The sequence below is a fragment of the [Clostridium] saccharolyticum WM1 genome, from assembly GCF_000144625.1.
GTDB lineage: Bacteria > Bacillota > Clostridia > Lachnospirales > Lachnospiraceae > Lacrimispora > Lacrimispora saccharolytica.
On record NC_014376.1, the window covers coordinates 375,297 to 399,657 of the forward strand.

The 24,361-nt window shown below is 46.6% G+C and carries 18 protein-coding genes and 2 rRNA genes; 12 read left to right on the forward strand and 8 right to left on the reverse strand.

The window, feature by feature from the left end:
• Positions 1-2 precede the first annotated feature (2 nt).
• From CLOSA_RS01840 to CLOSA_RS01855, 4 genes are all read left to right on the forward strand, one after another.
• Entirely contained in the window at positions 3-581 is a 579-nt protein-coding gene (locus tag CLOSA_RS01840; RefSeq protein WP_013271087.1) for an AIR synthase-related protein, read from the forward strand.
• 167 nt (positions 582-748) lie between these two features.
• Positions 749-1,231: an Lrp/AsnC family transcriptional regulator gene (locus CLOSA_RS01845; RefSeq protein WP_013271088.1), complete on the forward strand. Its 483-nt coding sequence runs from the start codon at positions 749-751 to the stop codon at positions 1,229-1,231.
• A complete protein-coding gene (locus CLOSA_RS01850; protein ID WP_013271089.1) occupies positions 1,228-2,397 on the forward strand; it encodes an aminotransferase class I/II-fold pyridoxal phosphate-dependent enzyme in 1,170 nt (389 codons plus the stop codon). Before CLOSA_RS01845 ends, CLOSA_RS01850 begins: the two co-directional genes overlap by 4 nt.
• A 4-nt stretch (positions 2,398-2,401) precedes the next feature.
• Complete coding sequence (locus CLOSA_RS01855) at positions 2,402-2,896, forward strand: tRNA (cytidine(34)-2'-O)-methyltransferase (protein WP_013271090.1); 495 nt, start codon at positions 2,402-2,404, stop codon at positions 2,894-2,896.
• A gap of 97 nt (positions 2,897-2,993) precedes the next feature.
• Here the strand turns inward: CLOSA_RS01855 and CLOSA_RS01860 are convergent, their stop codons facing one another.
• From CLOSA_RS01860 to CLOSA_RS01870, 3 genes are all read right to left on the reverse strand, one after another.
• Positions 2,994-4,400, reverse strand: a complete 1,407-nt coding sequence (locus tag CLOSA_RS01860) for a HAMP domain-containing sensor histidine kinase (RefSeq protein ID WP_013271091.1) — start codon at positions 4,398-4,400, stop codon at positions 2,994-2,996.
• Positions 4,401-5,111: a response regulator transcription factor gene (locus CLOSA_RS01865; protein ID WP_013271092.1), complete on the reverse strand. Its 711-nt coding sequence runs from the start codon at positions 5,109-5,111 to the stop codon at positions 4,401-4,403. It abuts the gene before it with no gap.
• 116 nt (positions 5,112-5,227) lie between these two features.
• Positions 5,228-7,618 carry an endonuclease MutS2 gene (locus CLOSA_RS01870; RefSeq protein WP_013271093.1) on the reverse strand — a complete coding sequence of 797 codons (2,391 nt, stop codon included), beginning with the start codon at positions 7,616-7,618 and terminating at the stop codon, positions 5,228-5,230.
• Between the two features lie 452 nt (positions 7,619-8,070).
• On the opposite strand from CLOSA_RS01870, the gene CLOSA_RS01875 reads away from it, so the two are divergent.
• The 5 genes from CLOSA_RS01875 (at position 8,071) to nagA (ending at position 14,971) form a co-directional block, all read left to right on the forward strand.
• Entirely contained in the window at positions 8,071-9,381 is a 1,311-nt protein-coding gene (locus CLOSA_RS01875) for a S1C family serine protease (protein ID WP_013271094.1), read from the forward strand.
• A 60-nt stretch (positions 9,382-9,441) separates the two neighbouring features.
• Positions 9,442-10,386, forward strand: a complete 945-nt coding sequence (locus CLOSA_RS01880) for a 3'-5' exoribonuclease YhaM family protein (protein WP_013271095.1) — start codon at positions 9,442-9,444, stop codon at positions 10,384-10,386.
• Between the two features lie 282 nt (positions 10,387-10,668).
• Complete coding sequence (locus CLOSA_RS01885; RefSeq protein ID WP_013271096.1) at positions 10,669-11,382, forward strand: response regulator transcription factor; 714 nt, start codon at positions 10,669-10,671, stop codon at positions 11,380-11,382.
• On the forward strand, positions 11,354-13,618 hold the full coding sequence (locus tag CLOSA_RS01890; RefSeq protein ID WP_013271097.1) for a sensor histidine kinase: 2,265 nt from the start codon (positions 11,354-11,356) through the stop codon (positions 13,616-13,618). Before CLOSA_RS01885 ends, CLOSA_RS01890 begins: the two co-directional genes overlap by 29 nt.
• Before the next feature lie 213 nt (positions 13,619-13,831).
• A complete protein-coding gene (gene nagA, locus CLOSA_RS01895) occupies positions 13,832-14,971 on the forward strand; it encodes an N-acetylglucosamine-6-phosphate deacetylase (RefSeq protein ID WP_013271098.1) in 1,140 nt (379 codons plus the stop codon).
• 144 nt (positions 14,972-15,115) lie between these two features.
• Here the strand turns inward: nagA and phoU are convergent, their stop codons facing one another.
• The 5 genes from phoU to CLOSA_RS01920 form a co-directional block, all read right to left on the reverse strand.
• Complete coding sequence (gene phoU / locus CLOSA_RS01900) at positions 15,116-15,778, reverse strand: phosphate signaling complex protein PhoU (protein ID WP_013271099.1); 663 nt, start codon at positions 15,776-15,778, stop codon at positions 15,116-15,118.
• Between the two features lie 37 nt (positions 15,779-15,815).
• Positions 15,816-16,580, reverse strand: coding sequence for a phosphate ABC transporter ATP-binding protein PstB (gene pstB / locus CLOSA_RS01905; RefSeq protein WP_013271100.1), 765 nt, complete (start codon positions 16,578-16,580; stop codon positions 15,816-15,818).
• Complete coding sequence (gene pstA / locus CLOSA_RS01910; protein WP_013271101.1) at positions 16,577-17,485, reverse strand: phosphate ABC transporter permease PstA; 909 nt, start codon at positions 17,483-17,485, stop codon at positions 16,577-16,579. The genes pstB and pstA overlap by 4 nt, the downstream gene beginning before the upstream one ends.
• Positions 17,475-18,413, reverse strand: a complete 939-nt coding sequence (pstC, locus tag CLOSA_RS01915; RefSeq protein WP_013271102.1) for a phosphate ABC transporter permease subunit PstC — start codon at positions 18,411-18,413, stop codon at positions 17,475-17,477. Before pstC ends, pstA begins: the two co-directional genes overlap by 11 nt.
• A gap of 97 nt (positions 18,414-18,510) precedes the next feature.
• The gene (locus CLOSA_RS01920) at positions 18,511-19,434 is read right to left on the reverse strand and encodes a phosphate ABC transporter substrate-binding protein (protein WP_013271103.1); all 924 of its coding nucleotides are present in this window, start codon (positions 19,432-19,434) and stop codon (positions 18,511-18,513) included.
• Between the two features lie 387 nt (positions 19,435-19,821).
• Here CLOSA_RS01920 and CLOSA_RS01925 point away from each other — a divergent pair, with 387 nt between their 5' ends.
• The 3 genes from CLOSA_RS01925 (at position 19,822) to rrf (ending at position 24,122) form a co-directional block, all read left to right on the forward strand.
• Positions 19,822-21,390, forward strand: a complete 1,569-nt coding sequence (locus CLOSA_RS01925; RefSeq protein WP_013271104.1) for a plasmid pRiA4b ORF-3 family protein — start codon at positions 19,822-19,824, stop codon at positions 21,388-21,390.
• Between the two features lie 855 nt (positions 21,391-22,245).
• Positions 22,246-23,776: ribosomal RNA gene (locus CLOSA_RS01930) — 16S ribosomal RNA — on the forward strand.
• Positions 23,777-24,004: 228 nt separating this feature from the next.
• A 5S ribosomal RNA gene (rrf, locus tag CLOSA_RS01935) occupies positions 24,005-24,122 on the forward strand.
• Positions 24,123-24,361 lie beyond the last annotated feature (239 nt).

The window sequence follows — 24,361 nt, forward strand, 5'->3', positions numbered from 1 at the left end:
ATATGAGACGGATTGAAAGGGAAAATGCCGGAACCCTACGGCCAGGGCAGGATCTCGTTGTTGCGGGATATGCCGGCCTTTGGGGAACGGTAGAAACTGTAAAGTATAAAAAAGAAGAATTATATCAATGGTTTTCCAGGGGCTATATTGAACGGATTTCGGAACAAGAAAGTATGGTACCGGAAGGCGGTTTGGAAAAATGGAAAAAGTTTGGAGCGGCAGAATGTGAACCGGCTGGTGAGGGCGGGATTTTAAAAGCTCTATGGGACCTGTCCGGGGCCTACATGACAGGAATCCGGTTTTCTCTCCACAGCATACCGGTGAAACAGGAAACCATTGAGATTTGTGAGCGGTACGATTTAAACCCGTACCGCCTTTTCTCAACCGGCTGTCTGCTTTTCTCGGCGGATAACGGAGGAGATCTGGTAAAGGCTTTAAAAAAGCAGGGAATCCACGCTGCGGTGATTGGGAAAGTGACGGGAGGCATCAAACGGATCATCGACCACGGGGACAGCACCGGTTATCTTGACCGGCCCTCAGAGGATGAACTATATAAGGTCTTACCAAATAAACAGGGATGAGCTGGGGACATACCGTTATAACCCACAGGCCCGGACAATCATAAGGAACGCCCTCAAGGGCATACCTCTATGTCTAAAGAACATGGACAATCATAAGGAACGCCCTCATGGGCATACCTCTATGTCCAAAGAACATGGACAATTATAAGGAAATCAGGAGGCAGGATATGAGAGAAAAAATATTGGCAATTATAGAAAAAAACAGCAGGATTGATTTAAAGGACCTGGCGATTCTTTTGGGGGAAAGTGAGACCGCCATTGCCAATGAAATCGCCGAAATGGAAAAAGAACATATCATATGCGGATACCACACCCTGATTAACTGGGATAATACCAGCGATGAAAAGGTTATGGCATTAATTGAAGTTAAGGTCACTCCTCAGCGAGGGATGGGGTTTGATAAGATCGCTGAGCGCATTTACCAATACAGCGAGGTAAACGCCGTATATCTTATGTCCGGCGCTTTTGACTTTACCGTATTCATAGAGGGAAAGACCATGAGACAGGTGGCCCAGTTTGTATCAGATAAGCTGTCGCCCATGGAGTCGGTTCTCAGCACTGCCACTCATTTTGTCTTAAAGAAGTACAAAGACCATGGAACCGTTCTTGCTGAAGGAACAACCGATGAAAGGATGTTGATTACGCCGTGAGAAATCCATTGTCAGACCGAATCGTAGAGATCCCGCCTTCCGGGATCCGCAAGTTTTTTGATATTGTCAGCGAAATGAAGGATGCCATTTCCCTGGGTGTGGGGGAACCTGATTTTGACACGCCCTGGCATATTCGGGAAGAGGGTATTTATTCCCTGGAAAAAGGCAGAACGTTTTATACCTCAAATGCAGGATTAAAAGAATTAAAGATAGAAATATGCAACTATTTAAGCCGCCGTTTTGCTGCTACATATGATCCTGACCATGAAGTCATGGTAACGGTGGGCGGCAGCGAGGCCATTGATATCGCCCTCCGGGCCATGTTAAATCCAGGGGATGAGGTGCTGATTCCCCAGCCCAGCTACGTTTCTTACGTTCCCTGCACCATTCTTGCAAACGGTGTTCCTGTCATTATTGACTTAGAAGCAAAGGACCAGTTTAAGCTGACTGGTGAAAAGCTTCTGGAGAAGATCACTCCAAAGACCAAGGTGCTGGTGCTTCCGTTCCCCAACAACCCTACGGGAGCTGTTATGAAGGCCGAGGAGCTGGAAGAGATCGTTAAAATCGTAATAGAGAAGGATTTATTTGTTATATCGGATGAAATCTATTCAGAGCTTACTTACGGAAGCGATCACACGACCATTGCCGCTTTTCCCGGCATGAGGGACAGAACTGTGCTCATAAACGGCTTTTCAAAATCCTACGCCATGACCGGCTGGCGCCTTGGTTATGCCGCTGCTCCCAGGGTGATTCTGGAGCAGATGTTAAAAATCCACCAGTTTGCCATCATGTGTGCACCTACCACCAGCCAGTATGCTGCAGTAGCTGCCCTCCGTGAAGGTGATAAGGATGTTCAGATGATGCGGGAATCCTATGACCAGAGACGCCGTTATCTGATCCATGCCTTTCAGGAAATGGAGCTGGATTGTTTTGAGCCTCATGGGGCATTTTATACCTTTCCATCCATCAAACGGTTTGGTATGACTTCCGATGAATTTGCCACCAGGCTTCTGCGGGAAGAAAAGGTAGCGGTGGTGCCTGGGACTGCCTTTGGAGACTGCGGAGAAGGATACCTGCGTATTTCTTATGCATACTCTCTGGAGAATCTGAAGGAGGCATTAAGCCGTATGGACCGATTTATCAAAAGACTGGAGGAAAAAGCGTAAAGGTATGAATATTGTATTATTGGAACCGGAGATGCCAGCCAATACAGGAAATATCGGAAGGACCTGTGTGGCAACAGGCACAAAGCTGCATTTGATTGAGCCTTTGGGCTTTAAGCTCAATGACAAGCTGATCAAGCGAGCCGGGCTGGACTACTGGGATAAGCTTGATGTGAATGTGTACAGCGATTATCAGGACTTTCTGGACCGGAATCCGGGAGCCAGGATCTATATGGCCACAACAAAAGGGCTTCACGTGTATTCCGATGTGGAATATGATCCGGACTGTTTCCTGATGTTTGGAAAGGAGAGTGCCGGAATACCGGAAGAGATTCTCCTGGAAAATCAGGACTGCTGTGTCAGGATCCCCATGTGGGGGGATATCAGGTCCTTAAATTTATCAAATTCTGTTTCCATTGTGCTGTATGAGGCTTTAAGGCAGAATGGCTTTGAACGTATGACCATGAAGGGGGAGCTTCACCACCTACAGTGGAAGAAATAAAAATTTTCCGGGCAGTTTTTCTTGTTAGATCATAAGAAAAGACTGCCCGGATTTTAATTTTAGATTAAATATACAGGAGTACGGAGCCCCCCGCCAGTTAAGGGGTTCCGGCCTTTGGAAGGCTGAAGATGAATTCCGATCCGACTCCTTCCGTGCTGACCACATCAATATTTTCTCCGTGAGACTGGATGATCTCCCTGACAATGGCCAGGCCAAGTCCTGTCCCTTTCTTATCCTTTCCCCTGGATGAGTCTGTTTTATAAAATCGCTCCCAGATCTTTTTTAAGCTTTCCTTTGGGATGCCGATTCCCGTGTCCTTAATGGAAATAAAAATCTTTTCATACTTTCCCGAAGCCTGTATGTAGATGGTAGAATCTGCATGGCTGAATTTTATGGCATTGTCTATGAGATTATAGAGGACCTGCTGTATCTTTCCAAGGTCCGCATAAACCATCTGAATACTTTCGGAAAAGGTCAAATCAAAGGTGATATTTTTTCCATTGCAGGTTCCTTCAAAGGATGCTGCCGTATCTTTAATGACCCGGTTGATATCAAAGCTGGTACGGTTCAGATACCCTTTGCTGTCAAGGGAATTAAGGGTCAGAAGTCCCTGCGTCAGCTTATTTAAGCGGTCAGTTTCTGAAATGACCCTGTTTAAATATTTCTCATGCATCTCCGGCGGTATGGTACCGTCAAGAATGGCTTCCAGATAGCCCTTAATGGAAGTCAGGGGAGAACGAAAGTCATGGGATACATTGGCGATAAAGGTTTTCTGGTAATCCTCCATCTTGCCCAGCTCAGCAGACATATAGTTAAGGGTTGCGGCAAGATAGCCCATTTCATCTCTCGTATGCACCTCAATGTGATGCATTAAATTACCCTGAGCGTATTCATTTGCTCCGGCCGTGATTTTTTTTAACGGAAAATATACATTTTTTGTAAAGACCAGAAGGATAATTAAGGAAAGACCGAACACCGCTGCCGATGTGACGTAGACGATGTTTAAGATCCCATCCCGCTCCGTTCTTAAATAGGATAAAGGCAGGTGGATCACCACGTAGCCGTGTGTGGTGTAGTTTCCTGTAATTGGCGCATGTACACTTAAGACATCATAGGAAAACTGATGATAGTAGTTTCCGATAATATAGGACTTATTGCCCATGAAAGTAGGATCAAAGTTTTCAATGACCTGTCCCTGCTTGTCAGACTGAGCGCTGTCAGACACCACCTTGCCCTGCCGGTCTACGATCCATATCTGGGCATGAAGATAATTGGCCTCCTTCACAAGCTCCGGATAAGAGGAAGACAGGCTCATATCCCTGCCGTTGTACATGCCGCTGTAGGAGGAGGCGATCTGAGTGGCCTCGTCATAAAGGGATTCGGAACGGCGGCCAAGGAGATACTGGTCCGTGATCTCAGAGGAAAATGTGGCAATGGTCACAAATCCCAGGAGGCCGAACAGCAGATAGCCCAGGATGAATTTATAATAGAGAGAGTGTGTCATCTAACGCTTCACCTCAAATTTGTAGCCGATCCCCCAAACCGTTGTGAGAGCCCAGCCAGCATGGTCCTTGATCTTTTCCCGTAGCCGCTTGATGTGGACATCAACGGTTCTGGTATCACCGATGTATTCATATCCCCAGATGTGGTCCAAAAGCTGCTCTCTGGTAAATACCTGGTTTGGAGAGGAGGCCAGGAAGTAAAGAAGCTCCAGTTCCTTTGGCGGCATCTCAATGGAATGCCCCATATAGATGACAGAATAATTGGTAAGGTTTACAATAAGGTCCGGATATTCCACATATTCTCCCTGGTGATCCGTATGAAGGGCGGCAGGTACAGGGGACGTCTGGTAGCGCCTTAAAACAGCCTTTACACGGGCCACCAGCTCCTTGGAATCAAAGGGTTTGATCATATAGTCATCAGCCCCCAGCTCCAGGCCAAGGACCTTGTCAAAAACTTCTCCCTTTGCAGAAAGCATAATAATGGGAACCTGGGAGGCGGAGCGCATCTCCCGGCAGACCTGATAGCCATCCATGCCGGGAAGCATCAGGTCCAAAAGTACCAGGTGAGGCCGGAATTCCGGAAATACCCGGAGTGCCTCCTCTCCGTCGCCTACGATTTCTGTTTCGTAGCATTCTTTTAATAAGTAGAGGGAAATTAATTCCGCGATGTTGCTGTCATCGTCTACGATCAATATCCGCTGTTTTTCTGCCATAATGGCCCCCTTTCTCAAATGATTCAACCAAAGGCAGCGAGCCGCATGGATATGGCTGCATATCCATGCGGCCATTGCCTGTGGGGTAAAGTACCTTGCAGACTGCAATGGGTATTTTACTTAAATGTAACAATGGTCACACCGGAATCTCCTTCCCCGAAGGCACCCAGGCGGAAATCTTTTACATATTTTAACTTCTTCAAGTGCTTGTGCACAGCATTCTTTAAAGCACCCGTTCCACGCCCGTGAACCACTCGTACCTGAGGAAGGTGGGCCAGATAGGCATCGTCTAAGTATTTGTCCAGTTGGGGTATGGCTTCATCAGTAGTCATTCCAATCAGATTGATCTCCGGGGAAATGGAAAAGGATTTGGACATACGGGTAGAGCTGCTTCCGCTGCCGCTTTTCCTGGAGCCAATTCCGGCAGGTGTGGAAACCGATTCTTCATGAAGCAGTTCCAGATCCGAAAGATTCACTAAGGAACGTAGGATCCCCATCTGCACATATAAATCTCCCTTGGCATTGGGAAGGGAGCTTACAGTTCCGTTTAGATTCATGCTTAAAACCTTTACTCCGTCTCCCAGCTTCAGCTTTCGGGGGTCAATCTGTTTTCCCGGTTGTTTTTTTTCATTTTTCAAAGACAGGGAGGAATCCACATCCTGCAGCTTGTTCCTTAATTTGCTCCGCTGGGCTTCCAGCTCCTTGGCAACCCCGGAGTCTGCAGCCAGCTTGTTGATGCTGCGTATGGTTTGGTCTGCGGTCTCCTTGGCGTCCCGGAGGATCCTTTGGGCTTCCTCCTTGGCTTCCCGTATCATATGATCCCGCCGTTCATCAAGCCTCTCTTCCTTCTGGGTCAGACGGGTCTTCAGCTGTTCCACCTCCAGCTTATAGGAGGCGATCTGGATCCGTTCCTTTTCAATGGTAACCCGGTTTTCCTCCAGGTGGGTTAAAAGGTCCTCAAAGGTTTCATCCTTTGCCTCCAGATGGGTCTTTGCATCGTCGATGATATAATCCGGAAGTCCCAGCTTTTGGGAGATGGCAAAGGCATTGCTTTTTCCAGGCACGCCGATTAAAAGGCGGTAGGTAGGTTTAAGAGTCTCCACGTTAAATTCGCAGCAGGCATTTTCCACGCCGGGAGTTGTAAGGGCAAACACCTTTAACTCGCTGTAATGGGTTGTTGCCATGGTGCGGCATTTCATGTTGTGAAGGAATGACAGGATGGAAATGGCAAGGGCTGCCCCTTCCGTAGGATCGGTACCTGCTCCAAGCTCGTCAAACAGGCAGAGGGAATTGCTGTCTGCCTGTCCCAGAATATGGACAATATTTGTCATATGGGCGGAAAATGTACTTAAGCTCTGTTCTATGCTCTGCTCATCTCCGATATCTGCAAATACCTCGTCAAACACCGCCAGTTCTGAACCGTCAAATGCCGGGATATGAAGGCCGGACTGTCCCATGAGGGTGAATAATCCCACGGTCTTTAAAGAAACCGTCTTTCCTCCTGTATTTGGCCCGGTCACAATTAGCAGGTCAAAGTCCCGCCCAAGATGTATGGTGATGGGGACTACCTTGGAAGGATCTAAAAGGGGATGACGGCCATCCTTGATGTTAATGATCCTTTTTGTGTTAAATATTGGTTCACTGGCATTGTAATGCTTGGATAAGGCCGCCTTTGCAAAGATAAAATCCAGCTTCGTCAGGATTTCAAAGTCAGTTTCCAACTCATTAAGGTAAGGGGCCAGCTGGTTGCTTAAATCGGCAAGAACCATTTCGATCTCTTTCTGCTCCTGGATTTCTAAAGCCCTGAGATCGTTGTTAAGCTTTACGATTGCCATTGGCTCGATAAAAAGAGTGGAGCCGGTGGAAGACTGGTCGTGGACCATGCCGGATACCTGGGATTTATGCTCGGATTTCACCGGGAGGCAGTAACGCCCGTCTCTCATGGTGATCACCGCATCCTGAAGGTAGGTCCGGTTGGAATTCAATATAGAGTTTAACTGGGTGTGGATCTTGTCGTTGATGGAACGCATGGAGCGCCGGACATGATGAAGCCCCGGGCTGGCATCATCGCTTACCTCCTCTTCGGAAAGGATACAGCGTTTGATTTCCGTGTTGACAGGGGTCAGGGGTTCCAGCATCCGGAAGGATTCCTCCAGAGAGTCCTCCGGCAGCTCCGAGTCCTCATGGCGTCCATAGGCTTTCACTCTGGCTGAGACAGTAAGCAGGGAGCTGATGGAGAGAATCTCCGCCATTCCCAGGGCGCTTCCTACATCCAGGCGCTTTAAGGAAGGGCGGATGTCCCTCACGCCCCCAAAGGAGATACTGCCTTTCTGACGCACTCTTGTGGCGGCGTCGGTGGTTTCCTGCTGGGCCCTTACGATCTCATGATAGTCCGTGGAAGGGATTAAGTTTCTGCACAGCTCCTTGCCGGAGTCGCTGGAGGCGTACTGGGCAAGCTGTGTGATGATTTTATGATATTCTAAAGTTTTTAATGCTTTCTGATTCATAGATTATACCTTATTTATTCTGCTTTCTTTCCACTGTGGTCCGATGATGATAGTATCTGTTACAGTATAGCATATTTGGGATGAAAACTGCAATCCTCAGGTTATTTTTCCTGACAGATCCGGTGAAAGAGGATCCAATATGATCAATCAGCCGCAATGGATTATCCGGGAGTTATTAAATGAATCAATGACGGAATGACTGCCTTGTTTTCTATAGTTTGATTCATTTGGGATAGGAATTTATTATTGTAAATTCAGTATTACATCAGGCAGTATTTTATGTATAGGTGCACCAATCCATACATAAGCACTTTTTTTATATACAGAAGGCCAATCATACAATAAACTTGAAAGATCCCAGGGCAGAGGGGACAAAGTTCACATGTTTTTCTTGCATTAAGGGGCGAAGGACCTTATAATAGTATTTAGGTCTTCTGCAAAGGAGGGGTTGTATGCCGGAAAATAACGGGCCAGATGATAAAAAATCGGAGCCTCGTCAGTTTATCAATGAAAAGATAGTGAGACAGCCCTTGTCAAAAAGGGAAATGCTAAAAAGGGCTTTGGGCCTTTTTGCGACTGCAGTTATCTTCGGAATCGTTGCAGCGGTTACATTTGCCGTATCCCGGCCTGTAGCTGAAAGATTTTTTGCGAAAGGATCCACCAGCGAAAGCGTTCCCGTAACCATACCAAAGGATGATCCGGAAACGGCGCCTTCCGAGACTGAGACCATGACTTCGGCGGCTGAGACGGAACCCATTGAAGATATTTTAAAGTCAGCCATGGAGAAATATCCATTTTCAGTAGATGATTTAAATACCCTGTATGGAAGCCTGAGGTCTCTGGTCCAAAAAGTAGACAAAGGGATCGTGACGGTCCATTCCGTTAAGACCCAGACAGACTGGTTTAACAACCCTGTGGAAAACTCCGGTCTTTTTGCCGGAGTGATCATTGCCTCCGCAAATCAGGAGCTTTTGGTGCTTACCCCGGATGGGGCTGTGGAGGATGCTGAGGCTATCCGCGTGGTGTTTTCTGACGGAACGGAGGTCCAGGGGACCATTAAGCAGACGGATAAGCTTTCCGGAATGGCCATTGTGAGTGTATCCACCGCGGATCTGGGAAGAGCCTTGCTGGAGGAGATTAAGGCAACCCCGCTGGGAAATTCCTATTCTGTAAGACAGGGGGATCTGGTCGTGGCCATCGGCGGCCCGGCCGGCATGGTCCATTCTGTTGGATATGGATTTATATCCTATATAACGAAAAACGTACAGGTTACGGATGGGATAACCCGTATTCTGTATTCTGATGTGAAGGGAAATGCCCAGACAGGCACCTTCCTCATAAACACATCCGGACAGATCATCGGCTGGGTGACGGATGAGCATAAGAATGACGGTAGTAAGGATATGACGGCAGCTATGGCCATATCCGACTATAAGAGCATTCTGGAAAAGATGAGCAATGGCGGGTCCTTTCCGTACTTTGGGATCATTGGACAAGAAGTAAGCGCCGTTATGAACAGCAATGGCATGCCTCTGGGAGTATATGTGGTTGATGTGAACGCAGACAGCCCTGCCTACAATGCCGGGATCCAGTGCGGAGATATTATAAAGACTATGGGAGAGGAAACCATCGTTACGATGAAGGACTTCCAGGCGGTGCTTGAAAATTCTACCCCCGGGGATGTGATTCCTGTGAGTGTTTCCCGCAATGGAAGGGAAGAATATAAAGAGATACAGTATCAGGTAACCATTGGAGCCAGGTAATCTTCCTGGCTTCCTTATTGCCTGAGGCTAAGGCTGAAAGAAAGTATGTGGAGGAAAACAATGAGGTATGTAGAATCATTCCGTGAAGGAATGCATGTTTCAGATGTGTATTTATGCAAAAATAAGCAGATTGCCCTTACAAAGTCAGGGAAAGAATATGGAAGCCTGATTCTTCAGGATAAGACAGGGACCGTGGATGCCAAGATTTGGGATCTTGGATCTCCGGGAATCGGGAATTTTGAAACTCTGGATTATGTATACATAGATGCAGATGTGACTGTTTTCCAGAATTCCAACCAGTTGAATATTAAGCGGGTCCGAAAGGCAGAAGAAGGGGAATATGTCCCCGGCGATTACCTTCCTGTTTCCGGGAAGAATATAGGACTGATGTATGAGGAATTTTTAGGATTTATCCGGACGGTTAAGAACCCTTACTTAAGAAAGCTTTTGGAAAGCTTTTTTGCAGAGGATGCCGCCTTTGCCAAGGCTTTTCAGTTCCATTCTGCAGCAAAAAGCGTTCACCACGGTTTTGTGGGCGGACTTTTGGAGCATACCTTAAGCGTGGTTAAGCTGTGTGATTATTATGCCGGTTATTATCCTCTCATTAACCGGGATCTGCTTATAACAGCCGCCATGTTCCATGACATCGGCAAGACCCGGGAGCTTTCCACATTTCCGGAAAATGATTATACCGATGACGGTCAGCTTTTGGGCCACATCATCATTGGAACGGAGATGGTGGGAGAACGGATCCGGACCATCCCAGGCTTTCCGGAAAAGACGGCTTCCGAGCTGAAGCACTGCATTCTGGCCCATCATGGGGAACTGGAATACGGATCTCCTAAAAAGCCTGCTTTGATCGAAGCCCTGGCCTTAAATTTTGCGGATAACACGGATGCCAAGATGGAGACTATGATCGAGGTGCTAAAGGGTGCGGGAGACAATAACGGCTGGCTGGGATTTAACCGGCTGATGGAGAGCAATATACGGAAAACATCGGAATAGAGAAGACAGGGCGCATCGGGATTTTATATCTCCTGGTGCGCTTTTTTCGTTTTTTTGGCAATGTCTTTTAGAAAACTCAAGTAAATTTTAGAATTTCTTTCGTTTTCTCTGGCATTCCATTTAAGAATGCTTTCGTATCCTTAAAATGAAGTAAAAAAAGTGAAAGTGTGGTATCATAAATGGGATGCTACAGGCAGCAGCCCATTCACAGATAAGGAAATACCCTATGGGTATCCCTTTAAGCCCCAAAGGCCGGGCAGGAATGGGGAAAGGAGAGAGAACATGGAAGCAAACCACATCTTATTAGTAGAGGATGATAAAGAGATCCGGGAAGGGATCGAAATATATTTAAGGAGCCAGGGCTACGAGGTATTTCAGGCGGCGGATGGTGTGGAAGGCCTTAAGGTTTTACAGCGGGAAGAGATCCATCTTGCCATTGTTGATGTAATGATGCCCCGGATGGATGGCATCACCATGACCGTGAAATTAAGGGAAGCCTATGATTTTCCTGTGATCATCCTGTCTGCAAAGTCTGAGGAAGTGGATAAGATCATGGGACTTAATATCGGTGCTGATGATTATGTATCTAAGCCGTTTACCCCGATGGAGCTGCTGGCCAGGGTGAACTCCCAGCTTAGGCGATATAAAAAATACATGGATATGCTGGAAGAGAAGGAACAAAAGGAGAAAAGCAATGTTTATTCCATCGGCGGCCTGGAGCTTAACGAGGATACGGTGGAAGTGACGGTGGATGAAAAGCCGGTGAAGCTGACGCCCATTGAATTTAAAATACTGGCTCTTCTCATTAAAAATCCCGGACGGGTGTTTTCTGCGGAGGAGATTTATGAGAGGGTCTGGAATGAGCGGGCCATTAACACGGATACGATCATGGTTCATGTAAGGAAGATCCGGGAAAAGATCGAGATCAACCCAAAAGAGCCGAAATATTTAAAGGTGGTGTGGGGCGTTGGATATAAAATTGAGAAACAGGCATAGGATCAGCATTATCCTGGCAATGATTGTGGTTTTGCTGGCAGCCTCGGTTATGGTGGGGCTTTACCCATTTTTTAAGAATGAATCAGCCAGATATGAGGAGCCAGTTTATGGGCAGGATGAATTCCTCAAGCATCTGGTTCTTGGCAATTACGTGCTTTATCTGGAACAAGCCCAGTATGAACAGGGCAGTGTCATCTCTCCGTTCCAGTTCTATTTCCCCCTGGCGGAAGAAGAATTAAGGAATGCCATGGCAGTTGAGGCGGCATCAGAAGTAAGTGAAACGGAGGCCGGAGCTGGCGGGGATGCGGCTGAAGATGCAGATGCAGATGAAGAAGTGTTTATAATGGACGCACAGGAAGAGCGCCGGGAGTATTTAAAAGAACTGCGCCAAAGCTGTGTCAGGGAATATGAATCCTGGAACCGGTATTTTGGAGGTATGAGAAATTTCCTGGATTATCAAATCCTTGATGCAAGCGGGAAAGTCTTGACGGATCATGCGGGAGGCCGGTCCATTGCAGGAAGTGATGAATATACGTTCAAGGCAGTGCTTCGGTATGACGATCTGGGACGCATGGAGACCGGAGAGGTAAGCGGAGTAAATGGAAGCAGGCTTTTCAATTCTCTGGGGACCTTAGGCGGCAGAGATCCTATGAGTGATTACTATTGGGACCAGTATCGTTACGAGACAGATCTGAAACTGAAAAACCCAAGAAATGTTACCTTTGCTTATGGGATGAGGTCCCAGCAGATCGCCGCTTTTGAAGAGGAGAGAGAAACTGTCTGGAATGCGTATAACTACTCAGGAAGCGTTTCCAGGATATTTATGGGCCTGATCTGTGCCGTTGTGATCGCAGCCTTTTTCTTCTCCTGTCTGGACCCGGGGCTTCCGGATATCAGCAGGCTTTTAAGAACACCTTTGGAGGTCGTTGCAGGGGTGGCCTGTGGTGCTGTATTTTTCGGAACAGGGCTTACAAATCTTGTGGTGGTGACAAACAGGGGAGATTTATATGATGCTCTTATGCGGGCAAATTTCCTGCCCCTGGCGGCCAGGATCATGGTGAAGTTCTGGAACTTAATGTGGTGGTCCATTCCCTTTGCCATTGTCTATTGGGCGGTCATATGCAGCCGTGATGTCTTCCGCATCGGACTGAAGCGTTATCTTCATGAGCGGACCTTATGCGGCTGGTTCTGGCAATGGGTGAAAAACCTTTGCCACAGGGTTTATACCTTTGTAGGAAACATCAACCTGCAGGAGCGGTCGGACCGGACCATATTCCGGATCGTGGGAGTGAACTTCATCATTCTCGCCATTCTTTGCAGCCTGTGGTTTTTTGGGATCGGTGCCCTGATCCTTTATTCCATTGCCTTGTTTATCGTGATGAGGAAATACTACAGGGATTTAAGTGATAAATACAGCATCCTTTTAAGAGCAACAAACCAGATCGCAGAGGGAAATTTAGAGGTTTCCATAGAAGAGGATTTAAGCGTATTTGAACCATTTAAAAAGTCGATACAAAAGATCCAGAAGGGATTTAAAGTGGCGGTCGTGGAGGAAGTGAAAAGCCAGAAGCTTAAGACTGACTTAATCAGCAACATGTCCCACGATTTAAAAACCCCATTGACGGCGATTATAACTTATGTAAACTTACTAAGGGATGACCATGCGACGCCGGAGCAGAGGAAGGCTTATATTGACATACTGGAACAGAAATCCATGCGTTTGAAGTCACTCATTGAGGACTTATTTGAGATCAGCAAGGCAAACAGCAACAATGTGACCCTGAATCTGGAGGATGTAGACATTGTCAGCCTGTTAAAGGAGGTCAGTCTGGAGCTGAGTGATAAAATAGAGGAATCCACCATAGATTTCCGGTGGAATCTGCCGGACGAAAAAATCGTTCTTCCTCTGGACAGCCAGAAAACCTACCGCATATTTGATAATCTGCTGTCTAATATTATAAAGTACGCCATGCCTAACACCAGGGCCTACATTGATATGAAGAAGGAAGGGGAGTATGTAGTCACTACCTTGAAAAATGTTTCTGCCGCAGAGCTTACTTTTAATCCGGATGAAATAACCGAACGGTTTGTCAGAGGAGACCAGTCACGGAATACGGAAGGCTCCGGCCTTGGAATGGCTATTGCAAAGAGCTTTGTGGAGCTGCAAAATGGAAAGCTTCAAATCGAAGTAGAGGCTGATCTGTTCCGGGTGATCATCCGGTGGCCGATTTCTTAAGTTTGATGTATAATGGATTAAAAGAATGGAAACTGGCTTAAAACTTCTTGAAAACGGGGGTGGAACTGATTATACTATAGATAAGCGCAGGCCCATGTGCAAACTGGTTTAAGAATGGGAAGAAGTACCCTTTGATGTCCCTTTCGGCCGGTAAAGGGGAGGGACTATGTCCCCGGAGTGTGGGCAGATTATCAGGAAAGAGAGGTTACGGATATGATAATACAGAGCAGGCGGGTCTGGATTGCAGGGCAGTTTATCCCGGCACAGCTACAGGTGGAAGATGGAAGGATCAAGAAGGTTCTTGACTACGGGGAGATGGCCGCAGACCAGGATTATGGTGATGACAGAATCGTACCGGGGTTTATTGATATCCATACCCACGGAGCCTATGGATATGATACCAATGACGGAGAACCGGAAGGACTGCGGGAATGGATGAGACGGATCCCGGAAGAGGGAGTTACCTCCATTCTTCCAACTACCGTTACACAGATGCCGGATGTATTGACGAAAGCGGTTGCCAACGTAGCGGCTGTGGCAGAAAGCGGATACCAGGGGGCAGAGATCCTGGGGATCCATTTTGAAGGGCCTTATCTGGATATGAAGTATAAGGGGGCCCAGCCGCCGGAGGCAATAGCGACTGCTTCCATAGCACAGTTTCAGGAGTATCAGGAAGCAGCGAAGGGCATGATCAAATATATTACCCTGGCACCGGAGCATGATGAGAATTTTGCTCTTACCCGGTATTGTAAGGATACCGGCGTGGTGGTAAGCATGGGGCATTCATCTGCCACCTATGAGCAGGCGCTTATGGGGATTGCAAACGGAGCTACTTCTATGACCCATGTATATAACGGTATGACAGCTTATCATCACCGGAATCCCGGGCTGGTAGGAACTGCATTCAGGGTAAGGGATATATACGGTGAGATCATTTGTGACGGATGCCATTCTCACTTGGCAGCACTTAATAATTATTACGCCATAAAGGGCAGGGATCATGCCATCATGATCACGGATTCTCTTTGTGCAAAGCATTGCCCTGTGGGAAATGATTATCAGTTGGGCGGTCACAGCATTGAGATCAGGGAGAACGGCCTGGCCTATCTGAAGGGGACAGATACGATATCCGGAAGTACGCTGAAGTCGAATAAGGGTCTGAAGATTTTGGTGGAAGAGGCTATGGTACCTTTTGATTCGGCACTGAATTCCTGTACGATTAATCCGGCAAGGTGTCTTGGTGTGGATGACAGGAAAGGAAGGCTGGTTGCTGGATGTGATGCGGATTTTGTGGTTCTCCGGGATGATTATGAGGTGGTTCAGACTTACTGCAGAGGTGTGGCTATGCTCTAGAGTGGGAGATGGAAGAGAACGGATTGGGATCCGCTTTTACTTACTTAACGGCCGGCAGCCGATGTCCATAAAACCAAAAGTGGTTATAAGAATGGAAACATTCTTATGACCACTTTTGATTCTGTGGATGCACTGTTCTCAGCTTTACAAGATCCGTACATTTTTCAAAGCCCCTGTTTTGGAGAACTCGGTCCACTCACATACGTTTACTGCATGGTCGCCAATTCGTTCCAAATACTTTGCAACCATCAATAAATCTATGCACTGATCAATATGCTCGTTGGAGAGTTTTAATAAATCCACCACATCATTTTTCACCTTATCAAATAATTCATCTACCACATCATCCTGCTTTTCTATTTTCTTAGCTGTCTCTACATCCTGATTGATGAAGGCTTCAATCGAGCTGCGTACCATTTCTCGGGCAGCGGATGCCATGGAAGGGATGTGGCGGACTACGTGGTAGACGTGCTCGCCTTTAATGCGCAGGATGAGCTCGGCAATGTCGGAAGCGTGGTCCCCGATGCGCTCTAAGTCAGTAACCACCTTCAGGGCGCTGGAAACTACCCGTAAGTCTCCGGCAACGGGCTGCTGGCGGAGGATGATAGAGAGGCAGCGTGCTTCAATGGAGCGTTCCAAGTCGTTGATGGTACGGTCTCCCTTTATGATATCCTCTGCTTTTTCAAAATCCTGATCTTCAAATGCCACAAAGCACTGTTCGATGGAGGTTTCAACCATACGCCCCATTTCCTTTATGTCATAATTTAAGAGGTTTAATTCATGTTCGTAATTAACTCTCGTTGTCATATTCTGTTCTCCTTCTTTCTTCTATAAATATCATGGATCAGCCGAAGCGGCCTGTAATATAGTCTTCGGTTCTTTTGTCCTTGGGAACTGTAAACAGCTCAGTTGTGGAAGCATATTCCACTACCTCTCCTACAAGGAAAAAGGCAGTATAATCAGCGATTCGGGTTGCCTGCTGCATGTTGTGGGTGACAATGGCAACCGTGTATTTTTCCTTTAGTTCATCCATCAGGTCCTCGATCTTTAAGGTGGAGATCGGGTCCAGAGCAGAGGTTGGTTCATCCATAAGCAGTACCTCCGGCTCAACCGCCAGGGCACGGGCGATGCAGAGACGCTGCTGCTGGCCGCCGGAAAGGCCAAGGGCAGATTTCTTTAAACGGCTTGACACTTCATCCCAAAGGGCCGCCCCCTTCAGACTTTTTTCCACAATAGCATCTAGTTCGGATTTATTCTTTATTCCATGGATCCTTGGACCGTAGGCCACATTGTCATAGATACTCATTGGAAATGGATTGGGCTGCTGAAATACCATGCCGATTTTTTTGCGCAGCAAAGTGGTATCTACCCGGGGATCGTAAATATTTTCTCCGTCTAAAAGAACCTCTCCCTCAATCTTTACACTAGGGATCAGGTCGTTCATTCGGTTTAAGGTTTTTAAAAAGGTGGATTTTCCGCATCCGGAAGGTCCGATAAAGGCCGTAATTTTATTTGTGTATAAATTTAGGTTTACATCCTTTAATGCGTGGTTCGTCCCATAATATAGATTTAATTGGCTGGTAGAAATTTTTACTGTGTTGGTATTCACGATTCTTTAACCTCCGTATTGAATTTATGTGACAGAAATTTTGCAAGTCCGTTTATTGCCAAAACGATGACCAGAAGGACAACGGCAATCGCGAAGGCCTGGCCGTATTTTGCCTTTTGCATGCATAAGTAGAGCTGAATGGTCAAGGTACCGCCTGATTCAAAGATCTTTCCGAAAAAGTCTTTGGGGAGCAGGTAGCCGCTTCCCGCTGTAAAAAGAAGGGCAGCGGACTCTCCCACGATACGTCCGATGGCCAGGATGATTCCTGTTACAATGCCCGGCATAGCACTGGGTAGAAGGATAGTCCGGATCATATACCATTTGGTGGCACCAATGCCCAGCGCCCCGGAGCGGTAGCTTTCCGGAACGGTTTTTAAGGCTTCCTGGGTGGTCCTGGTAATGAGGGGAAGTACCATAATGGATAAAGTCAAGGCACCGGTGAGTATGGAATAGCCAAGGCCAAGGGTGATTCCGAAAAAAACATAGCCGAAAAGGCCGAAAATAATGGAAGGGATGCCTGATAATGTTTCTGTGGTGAATTCGATCATGCGGACCACTTTTCCGCCTTTTGCGTATTCATTCAGATAGATGGCGGCCCCGATGCCGAAAGGAGTGGCAATCAGCAGGGTAATGATCACAACGTATAAGGTGTTTACAACATTCCCTAAGATACCGAAGGTTCCTTTGATGGTGCTTGGCACAGTGGTCAGAAATTCCAAACTGATTTCCGGAATGCCGCGGACAAAGACATAACCCATAATTCCGATCAGAACCAGAATGGAGATGGAAGCGCATAAGTAAATGAGCACCATTAATACGGAATCTGAAATCCGGTTTTTCCGGTTATAAATGCTTCGGGCTACAGCAGAATGATTATGAACAGGAATGACCATATCATTTGTCATGACGTTCCTCTCCTTTCTTTAACAGGTTATTAAGTGTAATGTTAATGATCATAATAAAAGCAAACAGGACAAGGCCAATGGTAAAGAGCACCTGTTTGTGGAGTCCGGCGGAATAAGACATTTCTGAAACAATGGCAGTGGTCAGAAAACGGACCGAGCGGAAGGGGAAAGGAAAGTTTACGGAGCTTCCGGACACCAGGCTGATGGCCATTGCCTCACCGATGGCCCGCCCTGTTCCTAGGACGATGGCAGTGATGATACCGGATTTCGCTGCCGGCAGGACCGCATTGAAAATGGTCTGGATCTTGGTGGCTCCAAGGGCCAGGGAAGCGCTCCGCAAATGCTGGGGCACTGCCCGGAGTGCGGTTTCACTGATATTGATAACCGTAGGAAGAATCATTAAGGCCAGCACCAAAACGGCTGAGATTAAATTAGCGCCTCCGGTAAACTGGTGAGTAGTGGAACCTTCAAATATTGATAGTTCCAGTTTATACATCATGGGATTTAAAATCAGGATTCCTAGCAAACCATAAATAACAGAAGGAATGCCGGCTAACAGCTCCACAGCCGGACGTACAATTTTAGTGAGCCTGGCAGGCGCTACCTCAGCCAGAAAAACGGCGGTCATAACTCCAATGGGAACACCGATCAATATAGCCATTGCCGTTCCAACGATGGAGGTCAGAATGACATAGAGAATGCCAAAGCTTGGAGAAGCGGCTTCCGGCTTCCAGATAGTTCCAAAGAGAATGTCCAGGATCCCTACCTTAAAAAGGGCAGGAGTTCCGCTTATGATCATGTACAGGCTGATAGAAGCAACGGCCAGAACGGCAAAGAAGCCGCAGACGGTAAAAATAACCTCTGCAGCATGTTCAACCCCTGATTTACTACCATGGCCGCTAAATATGGAATAAGACTTTGGTCGCATACAACAGCTCCTTTCAAAAACGGGGACGTAGCATAATCTCTGGCCGCGTCCCCTTTAAAAATTATCTTTATGCAGTATGAGAAGAGATCCTTTTTGATTAGTTTGCCGGGATTAAACCAACGGATTTTACCAATTCTGTTCCTTCCGCAGAATGGATATAATCAAACAAAGCTTTCACCAGCTCGTTCTGCTCGGAAATCTCTCCCTTGGTAGCCATAACGAATGGACGGCTTAAGAAATAGGAGCCGGCCTTGATGTTTTCCGGAGTAGGCTCTGTGTTTTCCAGCTTCATGGTCTTAACGGTATCGTCAAGAACATCCAGGGAAACATAACCGATAGAACCTGGGGTGGAAGCGACCTTTGCCATGACAGCACCGGTGCTGTCCAGTTCATTGCTGTACTTACAGGCGTCTTCCAGCTTTAACAGCTCTTCAAAAGCGCTTCTTGTACCAGAGCCGGACTCGCGGCCGATGACAACGATCGGCTGGTCAGCTCCGCCGAAATCCTTCCAGTTGGTGATTGTACCATTATAAATGCTGATCAGCTGATCCTTTGTTAAATTTTCAACGGTATTGGAGGGGTCTGACACAACAGCGATGCCGTCGATTGCAACGATATTTTCAGAAACGCCCTTTGCCTTTTCTTCCTCTTTTAAATTACGGGAAGAATTACCGATATCGGCAGAACCATTGGAGACTGCTTCAATTCCTGCACCGGAGCCTACGAATTCAGCCTGTACGGTAACATTCGGATATTTTTCCATAAAGATTTCACTTAAAGCGGTTGCGAACTTCTCCATAGAGGTAGAACCAACCATGCTGACAGAGCCTTTTAAATCGGCAGATGCCTCCTCCTTGGCGGTGGTGGATCCGGCAGAGGTTGTTTCAGTGGAAGCGCCAGCCGCAGTGGTTGTATTAGGAGCCGGTGTCTCTGCATTATTGCTGCCGCAGCCTGCTAAGGTTCCCATGGTAAGAACTGCCAATCCAGCTAATGCAAGTGCTTTTCCTATATTTTTTTTCATAAATTACTTTCTCCTCTTTTCTTTTTTTAATTGCTTTCGCTTACATTATGGAGTATATCAGCCTGAAAATATTTCTGATATCATGTTTTGGTATAGAAAATGTAAAGGTTGTGTAAAGCCTGACTGCACCCTTTTTTCTTCTGTTAGTATTTGCAGAATGGGAAAATGAAATTCCTTTACATCTGCCATGAGGCAATGGGAGAGGAGAAAAGACTGGCATAATTATAAAAAACAGCTTTTTTCGTAGAAAAATTAACGGGATGGACTGGACAGAATAGGAAGAAATATGGTAAATTGTAACGTGCGCTTATTTTATAGTAGAAATATAAAAATACATTCCGTAAATAAAGGACGGATACAAAGGATACAAGACAGGAGGGCGTTTTCATGGGAGCATATCAACTGAAAATCACGATCAAAGGCAGCAAGCCGCCTATTTGGAGAAGGGTTCTGGTACCGGAAGGGATAACCTTTGGGAAGCTTCACCAAATGATTCAGACAGCATTCTGCTGGTCCGATGGATACCTGTATGAATTTGAATTCCGTTCTGAAGGAGTAAGGGTAGTTCCCAATAAGGAGAACTGGTCTCCCAAATTTCAATATCTTTTCAGTGATGAAACCATCAGCAGACTGGTGTCCAGTAACAGCAAGTTTACCTATACATATGGTGCTGATAAGAATTGGGAGCTTTCAATCCAAGTAGAAGATATGGTTGTGGATTATAAAGAAAGCTGTGGTCAGGTGGTTAAATTCAAAGGGGCTGAAGTTCCTGAAACCTGCGGAAGCATTGCCGGGTATTATGAACTATTAGAATCAGGTTCCAAAGGATCCGAAGAATATAATATTACTGAAGTCAACCGTCGCTTAAGCCAGGGGGGGAAGTCTGCTTCGGAAGAGGTCCGTATGGAAGACATTTATAACTGTTATGATAAGAACAGTATTCTTGAGATTGCAAAAAGACACGGCATGAGCGGGCTTTCTAAATTAAAAAAGGAAGAGCTGGCTGAACGGACCATTGCCCATATCCTGGATCAGAAGGTCATGAGCCGATATTTCCTCTGTGCCCGTGATTCAGAAATCAAGCTGTTCGAGCAGTTGGCAGAGGGTGATTTTCTAGTTCCCTCTACTGAATTAGAGGAAATGGATTTTCTTTACGCAGGAGGCTATGTAACTGCAGGACTTAACAATCAATTTATGGTTGCAAAAGAGGTAATAAAGGCATATAAAGAGGTGAATACTCCGGAATTTAAAGAAGAGCGTGAACGCCTCAGCAAGATCGGGGATTATTTCCGGGCAGCCAATTCCCTGTATGCCGTCACTCCGATCCAGGTACTTCTGGAAACCTTTAATAAATACGAAGATAAGAAGCTTACTGCAGAAGAGCTTCTTCAGGCCCATGAGCTTCTTCAGTCCTTCCGTCCGGTGGCTGTGTACACGGATGGGAAATTTGTGGATGGGGCTCTGGCAGAACAGAATGGCATGGAAGAATTACTTCGGATGCAGAAAAAAGTTCCTTATTATATCCCTGCCCAGCAGGAGATCCGTTTTCTGGCGGACCATGGGGGCTTTTTAATGACTCAGGAATTAGGTTTGCTGAGCACATTCTTAAGGGATGAAATGAAGGTTTCCGATGAAAAGATCACCTATATTCTGCGTCAGGTGCAGGCGGAGATCAGCATGGGCGGCCAGCTCCCTGAAATTGTAGATGGCATAGAGGCGGCCGGTATCATTTTTGAATCGGAAGAGCATATGGAACGGTTCACAAGTATTATCACAGATGTATGGAACCATACCAGGATGGTGTTGAACAGAGGACACAAGCCGTATGAAATGGTGATGAAAGGGTTAGAAACAGTTTCCGTTCAGCGAAAAAATCCTCCAAAGATCTATCCAAATGATCCTTGTTCCTGTGGCAGCGGAAAAAAATATAAGAAATGCTGCGGGAAAAAAAGCTAGATTAGTGAACCTGGTTTTCCGCTCTTTTCAAAGGGCAGAATCCAAGTTAATGATATGAATTATGATTAAAATAAATATCCATCATTAAGAAAAAGGTACAATTATCCCATGCAAAAACCAACCTCCCAATCGTTAGATTTTTGGTCTAACTTTTGGGGGTCGGTTCAAAATTCAGGAGATAACGGTATCTTTTTTGATTGCGGTAATAAAAAGAGGAAAAATGAACACTTTCATCTTTGATGAGGAAAAGAGCGGTTATGATGCAATAACCTGGCTGAAACAAAGAGAATTCTATGGCTATTTTTTTCTTTTCGAAAAAAATAGAAAAAATGGTTGACATTTGTCGAAGGCTTTGGTATGATGTAACTCGCCGCTGAAAACGGCGGCAGAACTTCTTCCAAAACACATCAATAACCGATGAAAAAGTTTTGAAGAAAAATAAAAAAATGGTTGACAAAAACAATCAGATATGATAAACTTTAAAAGTTGCTGCTGAGACAGCAAAGCAAAATCAGCACTTTGAAAACAGAAGATTGAACAGTATGTAAAACCCTGAAAATTCTAATAAAACAAGCCATGTTTGATGGCTTTGAATGAGAAAATTTCAGAACGAATACAAGTAATTGTATACGAACCAAACAACAAGTAAAACGGGAAATAAATTAGCTAGTTAGTTGATTTTGACCGTGGATTGAACTGGATGGCTAGTCCGGGCGGTAGGCTCATGAAGCTTTGCTTCATTCGCTACCATTTGCTTCGCAAATGTTCATAGATTTGCAAAAAAAGTCCTTATGAAAGCAAGCTTTCAACAGACTTTTCTACCAATCTCTGACCGCTTTTAAAGACTATCTGCTTAAATTTGAGAGTTCGATCCTGGCTCAGGATGAACGCTGGCGGCGTGCTTAACACATGCAAGTCGAGCGAAGCACTTTTAAGGAAGTTTTCGGATGGAATTAAAAGTGACTGAGCGGCGGACGGGTGAGTAACGCGTGGGTAACCTGCCTCATACAGGGGGATAACAGTTGGAAACGGCTGCTAATACCGCATAAGCGCACAGTGCTGCATGGCACGGTGTGAAAAACTCCGGTGGTATGAGATGGACCCGCGTCTGATTAGGTAGTTGGTGAGGTAACGGCCCACCAAGCCGACGATCAGTAGCCGACCTGAGAGGGTGACCGGCCACATTGGGACTGAGACACGGCCCAAACTCCTACGGGAGGCAGCAGTGGGGAATATTGGACAATGGGGGAAACCCTGATCCAGCGACGCCGCGTGAGTGAAGAAGTATTTCGGTATGTAAAGCTCTATCAGCAGGGAAGAAAATGACGGTACCTGACTAAGAAGCCCCGGCTAACTACGTGCCAGCAGCCGCGGTAATACGTAGGGGGCAAGCGTTATCCGGATTTACTGGGTGTAAAGGGAGCGTAGACGGCACTGCAAGTCTGGAGTGAAAGCCCGGGGCTCAACCCCGGGACTGCTTTGGAAACTGTGGTGCTGGAGTGCAGGAGAGGTAAGTGGAATTCCTAGTGTAGCGGTGAAATGCGTAGATATTAGGAGGAACACCAGTGGCGAAGGCGGCTTACTGGACTGTAACTGACGTTGAGGCTCGAAAGCGTGGGGAGCAAACAGGATTAGATACCCTGGTAGTCCACGCCGTAAACGATGAATACTAGGTGTTGGGGAGCAAAGCTCTTCGGTGCCGCCGCTAACGCAATAAGTATTCCACCTGGGGAGTACGTTCGCAAGAATGAAACTCAAAGGAATTGACGGGGACCCGCACAAGCGGTGGAGCATGTGGTTTAATTCGAAGCAACGCGAAGAACCTTACCAAGTCTTGACATCGGAATGACCGGTCCGTAACGGGGCCTTCCCTTCGGGGCATTCCAGACAGGTGGTGCATGGTTGTCGTCAGCTCGTGTCGTGAGATGTTGGGTTAAGTCCCGCAACGAGCGCAACCCTTATCCTTAGTAGCCAGCAGTTCGGCTGGGCACTCTGGGGAGACTGCCAGGGATAACCTGGAGGAAGGTGGGGATGACGTCAAATCATCATGCCCCTTATGATTTGGGCTACACACGTGCTACAATGGCGTAAACAAAGGGAAGCAAAGGAGCGATCTGGAGCAAACCCCAAAAATAACGTCTCAGTTCGGATTGTAGTCTGCAACTCGACTACATGAAGCTGGAATCGCTAGTAATCGCGGATCAGAATGCCGCGGTGAATACGTTCCCGGGTCTTGTACACACCGCCCGTCACACCATGGGAGTTGGTAACGCCCGAAGTCAGTGACCCAACCGTAAGGAGGGAGCTGCCGAAGGCGGGACTGATAACTGGGGTGAAGTCGTAACAAGGTAGCCGTATCGGAAGGTGCGGCTGGATCACCTCCTTTCTAAGGAAGAAGAAGTAAGGGTTTTAGATACTGTTGAGTCTTTGGTTTTCAAAGGAAGTAAAAAGAATAAAGAAACACCAAGAGAACCGTAATGTGGAACCTCGCGAATAATTCGCTCGGTCGCGGCTGCGCCGCTTATACAATGAATCAAAAAACTGCTTATGAAAGCAAGCTTTCAACACAGTTTTCCGCTTAATTGTGCACGCATTACTAGTGAGACACGAAATTTCTGGTGCCGATGCGCTTAGGGGAGACACCCGTTCCCATCCCGAACACGATGGTTAAGACTTAAGCGGCCGATGGTACTATGCTGGAGACGGCATGGGAGAGCAGGTGGGTGCCAGATTACATAAAAAAAATCACTCGAAGGAGTGTTTTATATAGAACGGACACGTTCCAATGGGCGGAGGGAAAAGCGAAGCCTGTGTTAAAGAATGTGTTAACCTGATTCAGCAGGGCAGTGCTGTTTTATATAGCTGGTTTTTACCAGTGATTCGTGAGTTTGAGTTGATCGAGCTTTCGAATGACTGATAAACTTCAGTCATAGCGGTACGGTTACGAAGGAGCACTTCGAAAAGCGAAGAC

What these genes read in the sequence shown, in the direction of transcription:
- CLOSA_RS01875 (WP_013271094.1), top strand. Translation starts at nt 8,071, where the DNA reads ATGCCGGAAAATAACGGGCCAGATGATAAAAAATCGGAGCCTCGTCAG.
- CLOSA_RS01840 (WP_013271087.1), top strand. Translation starts at nt 3, where the DNA reads ATGAGACGGATTGAAAGGGAAAATGCCGGAACCCTACGGCCAGGGCAG.
- CLOSA_RS01865 (WP_013271092.1), bottom strand. Translation starts at nt 5,111, where the DNA reads ATGGCAGAAAAACAGCGGATATTGATCGTAGACGATGACAGCAACATC.
- CLOSA_RS01885 (WP_013271096.1), top strand. Translation starts at nt 10,669, where the DNA reads ATGGAAGCAAACCACATCTTATTAGTAGAGGATGATAAAGAGATCCGG.
- phoU (WP_013271099.1), bottom strand. Translation starts at nt 15,778, where the DNA reads ATGACAACGAGAGTTAATTACGAACATGAATTAAACCTCTTAAATTAT.
- CLOSA_RS01925 (WP_013271104.1), top strand. Translation starts at nt 19,822, where the DNA reads ATGGGAGCATATCAACTGAAAATCACGATCAAAGGCAGCAAGCCGCCT.
- nagA (WP_013271098.1), top strand. Translation starts at nt 13,832, where the DNA reads ATGATAATACAGAGCAGGCGGGTCTGGATTGCAGGGCAGTTTATCCCG.
- CLOSA_RS01880 (WP_013271095.1), top strand. Translation starts at nt 9,442, where the DNA reads ATGAGGTATGTAGAATCATTCCGTGAAGGAATGCATGTTTCAGATGTG.
- CLOSA_RS01920 (WP_013271103.1), bottom strand. Translation starts at nt 19,434, where the DNA reads ATGAAAAAAAATATAGGAAAAGCACTTGCATTAGCTGGATTGGCAGTT.
- CLOSA_RS01860 (WP_013271091.1), bottom strand. Translation starts at nt 4,400, where the DNA reads ATGACACACTCTCTCTATTATAAATTCATCCTGGGCTATCTGCTGTTC.
- pstC (WP_013271102.1), bottom strand. Translation starts at nt 18,413, where the DNA reads ATGCGACCAAAGTCTTATTCCATATTTAGCGGCCATGGTAGTAAATCA.
- CLOSA_RS01845 (WP_013271088.1), top strand. Translation starts at nt 749, where the DNA reads ATGAGAGAAAAAATATTGGCAATTATAGAAAAAAACAGCAGGATTGAT.
- pstA (WP_013271101.1), bottom strand. Translation starts at nt 17,485, where the DNA reads ATGACAAATGATATGGTCATTCCTGTTCATAATCATTCTGCTGTAGCC.
- CLOSA_RS01870 (WP_013271093.1), bottom strand. Translation starts at nt 7,618, where the DNA reads ATGAATCAGAAAGCATTAAAAACTTTAGAATATCATAAAATCATCACA.
- CLOSA_RS01855 (WP_013271090.1), top strand. Translation starts at nt 2,402, where the DNA reads ATGAATATTGTATTATTGGAACCGGAGATGCCAGCCAATACAGGAAAT.